Annotated in this window: 11 protein-coding genes and 1 pseudogene; 8 read left to right on the forward strand and 4 right to left on the reverse strand. The window is 61.8% G+C overall.

All coding sequences use genetic code 11. The features are described from left to right. Positions 1-9 precede the first annotated feature (9 nt). From BKP54_RS19330 to BKP54_RS19350, 5 genes are read left to right on the forward strand one after another with little or no spacing between them, the layout of a single operon-like run. Positions 10-960 (forward strand): ABC transporter permease, encoded by a 951-nt coding sequence (locus BKP54_RS19330; protein WP_025428825.1) that lies wholly within the window; start codon positions 10-12, stop codon positions 958-960. 3 nt (positions 961-963) lie between these two features. After that, on the forward strand, positions 964-2157 hold the full coding sequence (locus BKP54_RS19335; RefSeq protein WP_084814745.1) for an amidohydrolase family protein: 1194 nt from the start codon (positions 964-966) through the stop codon (positions 2155-2157). Beyond that, the gene (locus BKP54_RS19340) at positions 2154-3644 is read left to right on the forward strand and encodes an amidohydrolase family protein (protein WP_084814714.1); all 1491 of its coding nucleotides are present in this window, start codon (positions 2154-2156) and stop codon (positions 3642-3644) included. Before BKP54_RS19335 ends, BKP54_RS19340 begins: the two co-directional genes overlap by 4 nt. After that, entirely contained in the window at positions 3637-4623 is a 987-nt protein-coding gene (locus tag BKP54_RS19345) for an ABC transporter ATP-binding protein (protein ID WP_025428822.1), read from the forward strand. The genes BKP54_RS19340 and BKP54_RS19345 overlap by 8 nt, the downstream gene beginning before the upstream one ends. Further along, positions 4620-5612, forward strand: a complete 993-nt coding sequence (locus BKP54_RS19350) for an ABC transporter ATP-binding protein (protein WP_084814715.1) — start codon at positions 4620-4622, stop codon at positions 5610-5612. Before BKP54_RS19345 ends, BKP54_RS19350 begins: the two co-directional genes overlap by 4 nt. Positions 5613-5694: 82 nt before the next feature. On the opposite strand, the gene BKP54_RS19355 is transcribed toward BKP54_RS19350, so the two are convergent. Further along, entirely contained in the window at positions 5695-6429 is a 735-nt protein-coding gene (locus BKP54_RS19355) for an aspartate/glutamate racemase family protein (RefSeq protein ID WP_025428820.1), read from the reverse strand. A gap of 308 nt (positions 6430-6737) precedes the next feature. Between BKP54_RS19355 and BKP54_RS19360 the strand changes: the two genes are divergently transcribed. Both BKP54_RS19360 and BKP54_RS19365 read left to right on the forward strand, forming a co-directional pair. Then, the gene (locus tag BKP54_RS19360) at positions 6738-7424 is read left to right on the forward strand and encodes a GntR family transcriptional regulator (RefSeq protein WP_025428819.1); all 687 of its coding nucleotides are present in this window, start codon (positions 6738-6740) and stop codon (positions 7422-7424) included. A 75-nt stretch (positions 7425-7499) separates the two neighbouring features. Then, on the forward strand, positions 7500-8327 hold the full coding sequence (locus BKP54_RS19365; protein ID WP_084814716.1) for a bifunctional allantoicase/(S)-ureidoglycine aminohydrolase: 828 nt from the start codon (positions 7500-7502) through the stop codon (positions 8325-8327). A 239-nt stretch (positions 8328-8566) separates the two neighbouring features. Here BKP54_RS19365 and BKP54_RS19370 read toward each other — a convergent pair whose 3' ends face one another. Together BKP54_RS19370 and BKP54_RS19375 are read right to left on the reverse strand one after the other, a co-directional pair. Then, the gene (locus tag BKP54_RS19370) at positions 8567-9112 is read right to left on the reverse strand and encodes a class I SAM-dependent methyltransferase (RefSeq protein ID WP_025428817.1); all 546 of its coding nucleotides are present in this window, start codon (positions 9110-9112) and stop codon (positions 8567-8569) included. A 457-nt stretch (positions 9113-9569) separates the two neighbouring features. Then, positions 9570-11378 carry an ABC transporter ATP-binding protein/permease gene (locus tag BKP54_RS19375; RefSeq protein WP_038578250.1) on the reverse strand — a complete coding sequence of 603 codons (1809 nt, stop codon included), beginning with the start codon at positions 11376-11378 and terminating at the stop codon, positions 9570-9572. A gap of 279 nt (positions 11379-11657) precedes the next feature. On the opposite strand from BKP54_RS19375, the gene BKP54_RS19380 reads away from it, so the two are divergent. Then, positions 11658-12506 carry a methyltransferase domain-containing protein gene (locus BKP54_RS19380; RefSeq protein WP_084814717.1) on the forward strand — a complete coding sequence of 283 codons (849 nt, stop codon included), beginning with the start codon at positions 11658-11660 and terminating at the stop codon, positions 12504-12506. A gap of 202 nt (positions 12507-12708) precedes the next feature. Here BKP54_RS19380 and BKP54_RS19385 read toward each other — a convergent pair. After that, positions 12709-14003 (reverse strand): annotated as a pseudogene (locus tag BKP54_RS19385) (S41 family peptidase). Positions 14004-14194: the final 191 nt, after the last annotated feature.

Here is a 14194-nt window from a genome sequence, read left to right on the forward strand (position 1 = left end):
GGCCGCCCCATGACTGACCAGGCTCAGGAAACAACCTCGACAGCCAAGATCGGCCGGCTCGCGCGCTGGCGTCAGAGCGATCTCTGGTGGTCCTTCACCCGCAGTCCGTCGGCAATCGCCGGCGCACTGATCCTGCTCGTGCTCATCGCCGCGGCTTTTGCCGCGCCGTTGATCGCGCCGCAGAACCCGTTCGATCCGGCGCAGCTCGATCTCTGGAACTCGGAGCTGCCGCCGATCTGGCAGGCTGACGGCCAATGGCCCTTCATTCTCGGCACTGACACCCAGGGCCGCGACATGCTTTCGGCTATTCTCTACGGCTCTCGCATTTCGATCCTGATCGGGGTCTGCTCGGTGATCCTGTCGCTGACGGTCGGCCTCAGCCTCGGTCTCATCGCCGGCTATTTCGGCGGCGTTGTCGACAACATCCTGATGCGCATCGGCGATGTTCTGCTCTCGATCCCGACGATCCTGATCGCCATTCTCGTTAGTGCCGTTGCCCGCCAGATGCTGCCGCCGGAGCTGCGCGACGTCGGATCGGCAGCTGTTCTCGTGCTGGCAATCACGCTCAGCGCCTGGGTTCAATATGCCCGAACCGTCCGCGCTCAGACGATCGTCGAGCGCGGCAAGGAATATGTCCAGGCAGCCCGCCTCCTGAAGACGCCGGCGCGGCGGATCATGCTCAACCATATCCTGCCCAACACGCTGACGCCGATCATGGTTGCAGCCACGCTGAACTTCGGCATGGCGATCCTCACGGAAGCGACGCTCTCTTTCCTCGGCATCGGCATGCCGCCGAGCCAGCCCAGCCTCGGAACGCTCATCCGACTTGGCAACCAGTTCCTGTTCTCCGGTGTCTGGTGGGTCGTCCTCTTCCCGGTGCTGCAGCTTTGCCTACTTGTCGTCTCGGTCAACCTTCTTGGTGACTGGCTGCGCGACGCACTCAATCCGAAACTGAGGTGAATGATGTCCAACCTTTTGATCCGTAACGTCCGTCCCCACGGCGGGGCGCCGAAGGATATCCTGATCCGCAACGGCAAGATCGAAGCGATCGGCCAGAACCTTCAGGCCGATGGCTTGGCGATCGAGGATGGCCGTGGCCACATCGCCATTCCCGGCCTGGTCGAAGCCCATACCCATCTCGACAAGTCGGTCTGGGGCATGCCCTGGCATGAAAACGCCAAGGTCGCAACGTTACGCGGACGCATCGATTTCGAACGCGAGAAGCGGCTTGAGATCGGCATCGATCCGCATCGCCAGTCCATGCGCCAGGCGACCCTGCTGGCGGCGAACGGCGCCAGCCATATCCGCAGCCATGTCGATATCGACACAACCCATGGCCTGCGCCTGATGGAAGGCATCATCGAAACGCGCGAGGCGCTCGACGGCATCATCGACATCGAGATTGTCGCCTTTCCGCAGTCGGGCCTGGTGACGCGCCCGGGCACGGCCGAGCTTCTCGACCAGGCTCTAAGCAATGGCGCGGAAGTCCTTGGTGGAATTGATCCTTGTGGCATCGACCGTGACCCGAAGGGACATCTCGATGTCGTCTTCGGCCTTGCGGAAAAACATGGCAAGCCGATCGACATCCATCTGCATGAAGCCGGCGAACTCGGCGCCTTCAGCATGGAGATGATGTTCGAGCGCATTCGTGCGCTCGGCATGCAGGGAAAGGTTGCGATCAGCCACGCCTTTGCGCTCGGCGCTCCGGATTACCTGCGGGTCTCCGGCCTGATCGAGCAGATCGCCGACCTCGACGTGCGCATCGTCACGACGGGCTCGCCGTCCTCGACGGTACCGTCAATCCTGCGCCTCAAGGAGGCTGGTGTGAAGGTTGCGGCCGGTTGCGATGGCATTCGCGACACCTGGGGCCCGTGGGGCCAGCCGGATATGATGGACCGCGTTCGCATCCTCGGCATGAAGAACGGCCTGCGCCGCGACGTCGACCTGGGGCATGCGCTTCATGTCTGCTCCACCGGTGGCGCTGACGTCATGGACATTGCCGGCTACGGCCTGGAAGTCGGCTGCAATGCCGATTTTACCCTGCTCGTCGGCGAAACGCTTGCCCATGCAGTCGTCGAAGTCGCACCACGTCCGCTGGTCGTCAAGCGCGGCCGTGTCGTTGCCCGTAACGGTATCGCGGAGGTAGCCATCCCATGATCGACCTCAAGGATTTGAAACTCGGCACGCGTGCCGAAGACCGCACACTGTTGACGGCGCAATGGGTTCTCGGCCACCGCGACGGCAGTCACCGTCTCATCCCAAACGGCGAAGTGGTTATCGAAGGCGGCAGCCTGCTTTATGTCGGGCCGCACTTCGAGGGCGAGGTCGCACGCAGGGTGGATTTCGGCGCGGCGATGATCAGCCCCGGCCTGATCGATCTCGATGCCCTCTCGGATCTCGACACGACGATCCTTTCCATCGACCATCAGCCAGGCTGGGCCAAGGGCCGGGTCTGGCCGCGCTCCTACGTCGAGCGCGGGCCTTATGAAATGTATACGCAGGAGGAACTGGCGTTCCAGAAACGCTTCTCCTTCGCTCAGCTTCTGCTCAACGGGATCACCACCGCGGCACCGATCGCGTCGCTGTTCTATCGGGAGTGGGGCGAAACGGTCGAGGAGTTTGCAGCCGCCTCGGATGCCGCCGGCGATCTCGGCCTGCGCGTCTATCTGAGCCCTGCCTACCGCTCCGGCGGCATGGTGCTGGAGGCGCCGGGACAGCTCGAGGCCGTCTTCGATGAGGCGAGAGGCCTGCAAGGCCTCGACGACGCCATCGGCTTCATCCGCGATCACGATGGCCGTCATGGCGGCCTGGTTCGCGGGCTTCTGGCCCCTGATCGCGTCGAGACCTGCACCGAGGCGCTGCTGAGGAGAACGGCGGATGCCGCGCGCGATCTCGATTGCTCGATCCGGCTGCACGCCGCACAGGGCACGATGGAGGTCGATACGGTCCGTCGTCTTCACGGCAAGACGGCGCCGGAGTGGATGGCGAGCCTCGGCTTCCTGAGTTCGCGGTTGATCGCCCCGCATGCCACGCAGGCAACGGCCAACGATCTCAAGCTCTATGCCGACAACGGCGTCAGCATCGTCCATTGCCCAATGGTCTCGGCACGCGGCGGCAGCACGCTCAATTCCTTCCGCTCGGTCAAGGAGCGCGGCATCAACATCGCCATGGGCACCGACACGACGCCGCCGGACATGCTGATGAACCTTCTGGTCGGCCTCATCACCTGCCGCGTCGTCGAGGGCGACACCGCAGCCGTCAGCTGCGCCAATCTCTTCGACGCCGCCACGCTGGGCGGTGCGAAAGCTCTGGGACGCAGCGATCTCGGGCGGCTCGAAGCAGGCGCCCGGGCTGACATCGCGGTCTTCGGCCTGATGGATCACCACATGGCGCCGGCGATCGACCCGATCACGACGCTGGTTGTCGGTGGCTCGGGGCGTGTCACCAAGACAGTCTTCGTCGATGGCCGTCTCTCCATGCACGAAGGCAAGGTCGCCGGCATCGACATGGATGCGGCACGCCGGCAGGCACAAAAGCAGTTTGACGGGCTGATCGCCAAATACCCCGAACGCAGCTGGGCCCATCCACCCGTCAGCGAAATCTTCCCACCCAGCTATCCCTTGGAGGACCTGCGGCATGAGTGAGCTCGTAACTTCGCCGGTTCTCGACGTGCGCGGACTTTGCGTCGAGTTTCCCGGACGGCACGGCACCGTGGCGGCATTGTCCGACGTCTCGCTCAGCATACGGCCGGGCGAGATCCTGGGTGTGGTCGGCGAATCCGGCGCCGGCAAGTCGATGACCGGCCTTGCCGTCCAGGGTCTGCTCGAACCGCCGGGACGGATATCCGGCGGTGAGGTCTGGCTTTCGGGTCGCCGCATCGACCAGCTTTCCGACAGGGAAATGCAGGGCGTGCGCGGCCGACAGATCGGCGCGATCTTCCAGGATCCGCTGACATCGCTCAACCCGCTCTTTACCGTCGGCGCGCAACTGGTCGAGACGATCCGCCTTCACCTGAAGCTGTCGAAGCAGGGTGCCAAGGAACGGGCTATACACCTCCTGAAGGAAGTAGGTATTCCCGCACCTGAGGCACGTTTCGATCACTATCCGCACCAGTTCTCGGGCGGCATGCGGCAGCGTGTGGTCATTGCGCTTGCGCTTGCGGCGGAGCCGAAGCTGATCATCGCCGACGAACCGACGACGGCGCTGGATGTTTCGATCCAGGCGCAGATCACCTCTCTCCTGCGTCGTCTCTGCGACGACCACGGCACATCCGTGATGCTGGTGACGCACGATATGGGCGTGATTGCCGAGACCGCTGATCGGGTTGCGGTAATGTATGCCGGTCGCCTGGTCGAGATTGGCCCGGTCGAAGAGGTGCTCCGTAATGCGCGCCATCCCTATACGCGCGGGCTGATGGGCTCGATCCCCGCGCTCGGGCGCCGTGTCGAGCGGTTGAACCAGATCGACGGCTCCATGCCGCGCCTGAACGCCATCCCGCGCGGCTGCGCCTTCAATCCACGTTGTCCCGAGGCGGGACCGCGTTGCCGTGAAGATCGTCCGGAGCCGACCCCGGTCGGCCTCGGCGTCAGTGCTTGCTGGCTCAATGCAGGAGGAGTTCTATGAGTGACGCCCTGACCGTCAATGATCTGACGTGCAATTTCAATGTATCGGCCCCCTGGCTGAACCGAGTCCTAGAGCGCAAGCCGCGCCAGTTCGTGCGCGCGGTGGACGACATCAGCTTTTCCGTGCCGATGGGCGGCTGCCTCAGTCTCGTGGGAGAATCCGGCTGCGGCAAGTCGACCGTCGCCCGGCTTGTCACCGGCCTCTATCGCGCCACGGAGGGTGAGGTTCGTTTTGCGCCGGGTCGCTCCGGCGAGCCCCTTTCCGCCCAGATGATCTTTCAGGATCCTTTCGCCAGCCTCAATCCGCGCTGGCGGGTGAAAAACATCATCGCCGAGCCGCTGCGCGAGCTGAAGCTGCGCAATTCGGAAGCAGAGGTGATGGAGCGCGTCGGCGAATTGCTGCGCATCGTCGGACTTGCGCCTTCTGATGGTTCGAAGTTTCCGCACGAGTTTTCCGGTGGCCAGCGCCAGCGCATTTCGATCGCGCGTGCGCTTGCCGGTGAGCCGGAGTTCCTTGTCTGCGACGAGCCGACTTCGGCACTCGACGTATCGGTGCAGGCGCAGATCCTTAATCTCATGCGCAAACTGCAGGATGAGATGGGGCTCACCTATCTCTTCATCAGCCACGACATGAGCGTCGTCCGCCATATGTCGGACCGGATTGCAGTGATGTATCTCGGCCGCATCGTCGAGGAGGCGGACACGGAAACGCTTTTCGCCAATCCGCGCCATCCCTATACGCGGCTGCTGCTGGAAACGATCCCCGATATCGCCGAACCGAAGCGCCAGCGCAGCATCACGGCCAGTGAAGTGCCGAGCCCGCTCAATCCGCCGTCGGGCTGCACTTTTCACCCGCGTTGTCCGCTGGCTGATGCCCGCTGCAAGAACGAACGTCCGGCAATGAGAAGCTTTGCTGATGGTTCACGTGCGGCGTGCCACCGCGTCGAGGAAGCTGTCGCGTCAACGGCAAAGCCGACGCAGGCAGCATAACCGGGGCGTCATCACAGAATGAAAAAGCTCCGGAGGCAGTTGCCTCCGGAGCTTTTTGTTTTCAGTCAGTTGCAGCTGTTTGTTAAGCTACCGTATCCACAAGGCGGGTGACGGCCGCAGACTTAACCCGCGGATAGTCATAGGCGCCCACCTTGGAGGTGGTATAGCCCGCGCCAACCAGTGCTTCGGCGAGCTTGATTGCAGCGGTCACGCCGTCGATCACCGGCATGCCCGTTCTAAGCTTCAGCCGGTCGCACAGTTCCGACATTCCCGCACAGCCGAGAATGATCGCCTCAGCGCCGTCCTCATGCTTGGCGCGCAGGATTTCCTGTACGAGCATTTCCTCCGTGTGGGCGAGGTCTTCCTCCAGCGCCAGCACCGGCATGTCGACAGAGCGCACCTTGCGACAGCGGTGGCCCGCACCATAGGCGTCGACCAGGTCCTCGATGATCGGCACAGAGCGCGGCAATGTCGTGATGATGGAGAAGCGCGTGGCGATGTTCATCGCCACCTGGATGGCGGCCTGGCAGATGCCGATGACCGGTCCGCGGGCGATCTCACGTGCAGCGCCAAGGCCGGGGTCGTCGAAGCAGGCAATGACATAGGCATCGACCCCGCGCGCCTCTCCGGCGCGGATTTCGGCAAGCATCGCCGGCACCGCCATGGCTTCGTCCGCATGGCCCTCGATGCTGGCGGGACTTGTGGTCGGGTTGACGGACTCGACCAGCGTCGGGGCGGCTGCAACCCGCTCGGCGCTGCGGTGCGCCTGTTCGGTCATCGAGGCAGTGGAGTTCGGGTTGACGAGAAGGATGCGCATGGATCAGTTCATTTTCGTTTTGAGGGCGGCAAAGGACGCGATGTCGGGTGTCCGCATCTCGAACTGACGATCGGAGGTGATGTAGTTGTTTGGCAGTTCGGCGAAGTCAAAGTCCATCAATGAGCTCTCAGGTCAGCGCGGTCGGTTGTCACACCGGTCGATGGCCGTCGTTTAAGTGGTTGCCACAGCATATCAAGTTACGGTACACAATATTGTCTACAATTTTGTAGTCAATATCAAACTGCAGTGAGTGGAATTGACTTTGAACGCTGGCCGACGAGAGTATGCGAACGGCTATGGGAGATTTCATGTACAATGCGGACGAGACCGCCGGAGCGCCGACGGCTATCATTTGTGAGAAGATCTGGCTTGCCATTGCGGAGCGGCGCCTGCGCCCAGGCACCCGCCTCAAGGAAGAGCAGCTTGCCGAGATTTTCTCCGTCAGTCGCGCCCGTATCCGCCAGGCGCTGACCGCGCTCGAACGGGATGGGCTGGTTACGATCATGCCGAACCGGGGCGCTTTCGTATCCGAGCCGTCGGTGGATGAGGCGCGCGACGTCTTCGTGACGAGAAGGGCGATCGAGCAGCGGGTGGTCGAGCGCTTGTGCGAGCGGGCGACGGTGGAAGACATCGAGCGTATGCGCTCCCATATCGACGAGGAACGGGTTGCGGGTAGGGCAGGCGATCTCTCTGCAATCGTTCGTCTTTCCGGCGGATTCCACCTGCTTTTGGCGGAGCTCTCCGGCTCTGCCTTCCTTTTCGGCATCCTGCGCGACCTGGTTTCGCGCACATCGCTGATCACCGCCATGTACCGTTCGAAACACCTGCACAATTGCGGGCCGGACGAGCATATGGCGGTCGTCGACCGCATCGCGGCGAGGGATGTGGACACGGCAATCCGTGAGATGGCCGAACATCTGCATCACGTCGAGGCGGAACTGGATCTCGACGAAGAGAAGGATCAGCCGCGCGACCTGCGCGCAGCACTGCTTTGACATTCCATTGGCAATAACCCAACCGCACCGCTCTTGTGAGGAGGCGGTGCCTGTTTTGAGAACTGAAGGACGGAAATGACTGGTCGTAATTACTATGCGCCCCATGGCGGCGCTCCGGAACAAACGCAGCTCCTGACCGACCGTGCGGTCTTCACCGAAGCCTATGCGGTGATTCCGAGGGGCGTGATGATGGACATCGTCACCAGCTATCTACCGTTCTGGGACAAAACCCGCCTGTGGATATTGTCGCGACCTTTGTCCGGTTTTGCTGAAACATTTTCGCAGTACATCATGGAAATCGCTCCTGGCGGCGGCAGCGACCGGCCGGAACTCGATGAGGGCGCTGAGGGTGCGCTGTTCGTCGTCGAGGGTGAGCTGACCGTCACGCTTGATGGCAATGAGCACCGCATGCAGCCCGGCGGCTTTGCTTTCATTCCGCCGGCCAGCAACTGGGCGGCGCATAACAGAAGCGAATCTCCCGTTCGCTTCCATTGGGTCCGCAAGGCCTATGAATACGTCGACGGCCTTCCTGCTCCCGAAGCCTTCTTCACCAACGAGGCTGACATCACACCGTCCGCCATGCCCGGCACTGAAGGCAAGTGGGCAACGACGCGTTTCGTCGACCCGACCGATCTGCGGCACGACATGCACATGACCATCGTGACCTTCGAGCCGGGCGCGATCATTCCCTTTGCCGAAACCCACGTGATGGAGCATGGCCTCTACGTGCTCGAGGGTAAGGCCGTCTACCGGCTTAACCAGGATTGGGTCGAGGTCGAAGCCGGCGACTATATGTGGCTTCGCGCATTCTGCCCGCAGGCCTGCTACGCCGGCGGCCCCGGCAAGTTCCGCTATCTGCTCTACAAGGACGTCAACCGTCACATGAAATTGCGCGCGCGCTAAGATCCGTGGCAACATTGTCCTACCGAAACAGCGCCTTCCGAGAAGGCGCTGTTTCTTTTTAATCAATGGGATGCGTTAGCGATTTAATGTGCCGCCTTGGGTCGGTGAGGGCCACGCTTTTGCCCCACGGGCCAAAGATATTCGGCGGTCAGGAGGACAAAAGCGCGATCTCGCTCCTGACTCTCGTCCTCGTTGCGGCCGGCGCAGTCAACGTTTTCCCGTAGCGGCACGCCAGCGGATCACCACGGCCCATTAGCGTAGAGAAAATACTTGTCTTTGCGCGCGCCCGGCGGAAGCGGTAGCGAACGCGTCCCCGCCAGTTCGAGCGGCAAATCGGACAGGACGATGGCATGCGGCGCAAGGACTGCCGGGAGGCATCGGCTCAGTTTGGCGCTTGTCGCAATATTGTTCGCGTTGACATATGAACCCATATCCGCATGCGCCAGGATGACCTGTCTGTCAAAGCGGGTGGCAGCGGCACCAAGCGTATCCTCGATGTCGCCAAGCAGCAAATAGTTCTCTGGCGGCGTGCAGTCGGCGAAACAGTCGATCTCGCGATCCAGAACATAGATCTCGCGCTCCGGGAGATGGATGCGCAAGTGGTCGTAGGTACGACCGTGACCCAGCCCCATCTCGAACACAATGCCCGGACGGTCGGCTATTTCTCGGAAGGCCCATTCGAGGCAGATGTGCTGAGCCTCCAGACGGAACAGCAATGTTTCGAGTCGGGAGTCTTTACGTCTCCCTTCAGCGCGCGGTTCTTTCAGTGTGGCACGTGTCGGCATACTTATCGTCCCTGCGGGTTATGGAATCGAACGCGGCTCGGATGGCTCCAATTGGCGCCGGCGCGGTGGCCTGCAACCGGTGAATGAAAGATATAGGACGAACGTCCGATGTGCCAGTGCCCAGCCTGTGAGGAAAAAATGCAGTGATCTCAAGGAACATCTAAGTTCCAGGAGGCATCTAAGGTGGACGGGCAACCAGGCTGGCGATTTTGCGACGTTTTTTTGGGGGGCTTCAACGGAGATCCCGACCCCATGAGAAAAGGCCGTGGGCGCGATCCCGACGTACAGGACGGTACGACTGAGGGGCAGCAAAGGGTTGCACTCTGCCGTCTGAAAGGTGCTTTTCCAACGACTGTTGTGTGGCGAAACCGGCCATATCCCCGTCGTGTGAGCGTCGCCATGGCGCTTAGGGTTTCGCCCCCTACCGGAATCGCTCCCGCCTTCAGCGCGAGCGCTGTCAATCGACAAGTTGTGGATTGGTGGGGCGCAGGCTCTTCGGACGGATCAGACGCAACGAACCGCCGGCGGCGTCCTTTTCGAGTTCCAGCACGCGGGTGAAGAAGCCGTTGGCGCGTTCCCTGCGCCCGATGTTGACGATTGCCGCCTTGCCCATTTCCTGGTCGAGGAACGTCATCACCTTGCGATAGGCATCGTCTTCCAGTGTATCCAACGCCTCGTCGATGATCAGCCACCGCGGTTTGTGCAGACCAAGGCGGGCGATCGCCAGAAGACGCATCTCGACCTCGCTCAGATTGAGCTTCTTGCGCATGTCCTGGTCGAGACGATCGGCGAGGCGGCCAAGGCCGACCTTGGAAAGCACGCCGCTAAGTTCGCCGTTCTTGAAGCTGTCTGGCGTCTTCGGGTAGGCAAGCACCTCTTCCAGCGTGCCCGGCGCAAAATACGGCGAGCGGGGAACGAAGGCGAGGCCATCATCGATCGGCAGCGAGATGCGGCCATGCCCCCAGGGCCAGAGACCTGCAATGGCGCGGAAGAAGGGCGCTTTTTCCACCTCCGCCGCACCGGTGACAAGCACGCGTTCACCAGGATTGATGGTGACATTGGGCTCCGAAAGCTTGATACAGCCGGCGGCCGAGACAATCTCGATATGATCGAACATCATCTGCGGTCCATCAGCCGTAACGAACTCGATGCGCTTGTCGCCTTCATGCCGGTCGTCGACGACGAGCAGGGCTGAGCGGAACGCGGCGACGCGCATCAATGTCGCGCGCCAGTCGGCAATGGCACCGATGTTGTCGACGAACCAGCGCAGCGATGCGTGCACCTGGTTGAAGGCGCCCACGGCCATCATCAGGCCGCCGAAGCTGAGATCGCCGGCAAAATAGACCGGCGAGGCGATGACGATCGGTGCGACAACAGTGATCCAGCCATAACCGGCCGTCACCCAGGTCAGCCGCGTAACGGCGAGCAGCAGGCTCTGGCTGATCTCCAGAACGGACGCGAGATCTGCCTGCAACCGGCGTTTCTCGTTCGTCTCGCCCGATGACAGCGAGACCGCCTCGATGTGTTCGTTGATGCGCATCAGCGAGAAGCGCAGCGACGCCTCGCGTGCGTAGTGTTCGCCGTTGAGCTTGACCAATGGCCGCCCGACGAGCCAGCTCAGCCATGACGCCGTGCCCGCGTAGAGAATGGCAGCCCAGACCATGTAACCGGGGATGTTGATGGCCATGCCCGAGATGTGAAAGACGAAGCCGTCCGACAGCGACCAGAGCACGCCGATGAAGCCGGCGAGCAGGATGCCGGATTGGATCAGCCCAATCGTCAGCCCGGCGGAGAGATCTGACAGATGGCGTGCATCCTCGTGTATGCGCTGGTCTGGATTGATGCCGATGGCGCCTGCATTGGCCAGCCGGAACGCGCGCGCCGGCTTCATCCATTCGTGGATGAGATCGAGTGTCAGGCCTTCGCGGAGCTTCAGCCGAACAAGCTGGCCGAGCCATGTCTGCAGAACATTGAGAACGAGCAAAGCTCCGGCGATCTGGGCGAAGACAACGAGCTGGTGCAGGAAGGCCGGGAGGTCACGTCTTTCCAGCGTGTCGTAGAACGGCTTGTACCATCGATTGAGGATGATCTGACCGAAGGCAGTGGTGACGATGACGGTCAGGATACCAAGGGCGAGCCAGATGATCCGGTTTCGGAGTGGCGAAGCCATGAAGGCTGCATGCATCATCCGTAACTGGGCGCTAAGGGGTTGTTCGTCGTTGGCCTCTACCCGACCATTGTTCTTGCCGTTTGTTGGGTTCGGCATCGATGCGAATCTCTCCGTCACGATCTCCACAGGGGAAATATAGCCTGCCGAGCCCGGTCTCCCTAGCGCCGATTGTCGTTATCCAAATCAGCAGAAGGCAATTTGGGTGGCCCCTGTTGCCCAAGCAACAGCATTCGGGCTGCAAAACTCAATTCAACAAGGAGCTGGACGACAGTGCGGCACGCGCCCCAAAAGGCATGAAACTGATTGTATCCATATAAAGAGGGTTCATAGTTCCGATCGATGAGACACGAGAGCGCATCCACGGGAGGAACGTGCATGTCCAACAATCTCGACCACATCCGTGAGCAGCAGAAGGATCTCTGGGACCGGTTTTCAACCGGCTGGCAGAAATGGGACGAACTGGTTCTGGGCTGGCTCGCTCCGTTCGGCGATGCAATGATCCACCAGGCCAAGCTTAGGGATGGTGACCATGTTCTCGATGTCGCGGCTGGCACCGGCGAACCGGGGTTAACGGCTGCCGCTTTGGTCCCGAATGGTCGAGTGACGGTAACAGACCTGTCCGAGCGCATGCTCCAGGTGGCCGCCGAGAATGCCCGACATCGCGGTCTCAGCAATTTCACGACCGAGATATGCGACGCCGGCAGTCTGCCTTTTGCCGATAAATCCTTCGACGCAGTACTATGCCGGTTCGGGTTCATGTTTTTCCCGGATGTCGGCGCGGCGGCGCGACAATTCAGTCGTGTCGCGAAACCTGGCGCGCGTGTTTGTGCTGCTGTTTGGAGCGGGCCTGAAAAAAATCCCTGGGCGACGACAATAATGGCAACGATCGCGCGGCACGTGACTTTGCCCGCGCCGATGCCCGGCGCGCCCGGCCTGTTTCGTTGCGCAGCCGCGGGCATGATGTCGGCGGCATTCGCCGACGCAGGTTTGCAAGATGTCGATGAGCGGGAGATCTCAACTATGATGGTGCACGAGTCTCCCGAACGGTATTGGACCTTCATGACCGAAATAGCGGCGCCCGTGGTCGCGGGGCTGGCTCAGGCGGACGCCGCGACGCATGAGGCGATCAAAAATGAGGTTCTTGATTTGGCGCGTCAGTCCACGCGCGGCAACAAGGTCGAGTTACGTTCTACTGCGACGATTGTCACGGGAACACGAAGATAAAGGCGGACGAGGACCAGGGCGGGGCTTTCAGACACGACCGTGCATGGAGAACACTGTCTGAGGGTCGCGATCAACAATCACCGCACCGGACGCCAGGACTTGAAGTTGCTCGTCGACGAGGTCGTCCGGCTTGGCCGGGAAATCGTCCGGGCGAGCGCAGCTGCCTGAATGGCCCGCAAACCCCAGGGTGTCACGTTCGTTGTCACCGCGTCAGCGACGGTTGACGTGGCGTGACGATGCGGTCCGAGGTGCCGTCGGCGAGAAGCCGAAGCATCTCCGAGACTGCGGCTTCCCGTTGCGGATCTCGGCCGGCGGCATAGGCGAGGGGCAGGGCGACGCGAATGTCCGGGGCGATCCCGTTTCCTTCCAGCCGAACATTGTCGTCGATGACCGCATCGGAAACGGCAATTTCAAGGAGGCTGTTGTCGGGCAATGTATAGGCGCGGCCAGCCAACAGCGCGCCAGCGGTTCGCTCGCCCACAAGCGGAATGCCATTGATCTTCAGCGCGTAGGCGAAAAGCTCGAGCCCGCTGCGCGTGCCCTCATCGACCAGCGCCACCACCGGCCCGCGCCAGCGAACATTTGCCAGCGTGTCCTTTCCGCGCCGCGGGATCAATCGGAACGACGGCGTGTCGCCGACGAACAGTTCGGCGGCGTCCGCAGCGCCACCGCCCCAACGCCCGCGGAGGTCGACGATCACCCCGTCGACATTGCTCAGGCGACCGGTCGAAAGCTCGCGCTCCACGATATCAAGCCCATCGCGCGTCGAGAGGGTCCAGAACCTCACATAGCCGATCTTTTGCCCGTCCCGTTCGCTCACTGCGACGCTGTTTTCGATCGCCTTTTCGAATGTTGGGAGCGGACGCAGCCGTTCGACCGCAACCTTGACGCCTATCGGCGCCGCATCGGCCCTGCGGCGGAGACGGATGTCAACCGATTGCCGACCTTGCCTTGAAAGGAGGCGATCTCGCGATAGGGCTTACCATCGACGGCAAGGATCTCGTCGCCCATGACGATCCCGGCCTTTGCTGCCGGAGAACCATCATAGACATCGGTCACGAACCGGGCATCGCCTAACTGCGTGACCATGCCGATGCCGGCGTAGCTCACTTCTCCATCGGGCGGAAACAACCGACGCAGGTCATCACGGATAGCGAAGCGGAAGATGTCGCTCAACTCGAAGTACGCAATCGTGTCCGATTTGAAACGGCCATTGTGGGAGGCTTGCAGGCTGGCCAGCGCCGTTTCGATAGCCGCATCCACGCGGGCCGTGGAACCCGTCGTGGACAGCGCGGGTGCCGCGCTTTCGATTTCTTTTTTTGCCGCGGCGTTGAAGCGATCGAGCGCATTTTCGTCGTGAAACTCCGAATTCACCAACGTGATGACGCGGTCGAAGACCGGATCGCCCGACCGAGGCACGTCGGTCGCAAAGGCGCTCACGGATATGAACGCCAGCAGGATCGGGGTTTGTGCGGCCCTGAGTATCGCATTGCGCATCGGCGGTTTTCCGGTTCGTTTCCGCTCATTATCGGTCTAAGCGCGGCGGAGGCGAGGCCCGGCATTGCAAAATTGCGTGATCGCCGGTGTGAGGCACTGGCTGCACCGCGCGCCATGGCGTCCAGTTTTAGAGATGGCGATGGTAGGAGGTCGTAAGGGGCCGATACTGATCACTTTGCGCGTCAGCTAAA

This window comes from Ensifer sp. 1H6 (assembly GCF_001976035.1).
Taxonomy (GTDB): domain Bacteria; phylum Pseudomonadota; class Alphaproteobacteria; order Rhizobiales; family Rhizobiaceae; genus Ensifer; species Ensifer canadensis.

What these genes read in the sequence shown, in the direction of transcription:
- BKP54_RS19360 (WP_025428819.1), top strand. Translation starts at nt 6,738, where the DNA reads ATGTACAATGCGGACGAGACCGCCGGAGCGCCGACGGCTATCATTTGT.
- BKP54_RS19370 (WP_025428817.1), bottom strand. Translation starts at nt 9,112, where the DNA reads ATGCCGACACGTGCCACACTGAAAGAACCGCGCGCTGAAGGGAGACGT.
- BKP54_RS19380 (WP_084814717.1), top strand. Translation starts at nt 11,658, where the DNA reads ATGTCCAACAATCTCGACCACATCCGTGAGCAGCAGAAGGATCTCTGG.
- BKP54_RS19340 (WP_084814714.1), top strand. Translation starts at nt 2,154, where the DNA reads ATGATCGACCTCAAGGATTTGAAACTCGGCACGCGTGCCGAAGACCGC.
- BKP54_RS19365 (WP_084814716.1), top strand. Translation starts at nt 7,500, where the DNA reads ATGACTGGTCGTAATTACTATGCGCCCCATGGCGGCGCTCCGGAACAA.
- BKP54_RS19345 (WP_025428822.1), top strand. Translation starts at nt 3,637, where the DNA reads ATGAGTGAGCTCGTAACTTCGCCGGTTCTCGACGTGCGCGGACTTTGC.
- BKP54_RS19350 (WP_084814715.1), top strand. Translation starts at nt 4,620, where the DNA reads ATGAGTGACGCCCTGACCGTCAATGATCTGACGTGCAATTTCAATGTA.
- BKP54_RS19330 (WP_025428825.1), top strand. Translation starts at nt 10, where the DNA reads ATGACTGACCAGGCTCAGGAAACAACCTCGACAGCCAAGATCGGCCGG.
- BKP54_RS19375 (WP_038578250.1), bottom strand. Translation starts at nt 11,378, where the DNA reads ATGCCGAACCCAACAAACGGCAAGAACAATGGTCGGGTAGAGGCCAAC.
- BKP54_RS19355 (WP_025428820.1), bottom strand. Translation starts at nt 6,429, where the DNA reads ATGCGCATCCTTCTCGTCAACCCGAACTCCACTGCCTCGATGACCGAA.
- BKP54_RS19335 (WP_084814745.1), top strand. Translation starts at nt 964, where the DNA reads ATGTCCAACCTTTTGATCCGTAACGTCCGTCCCCACGGCGGGGCGCCG.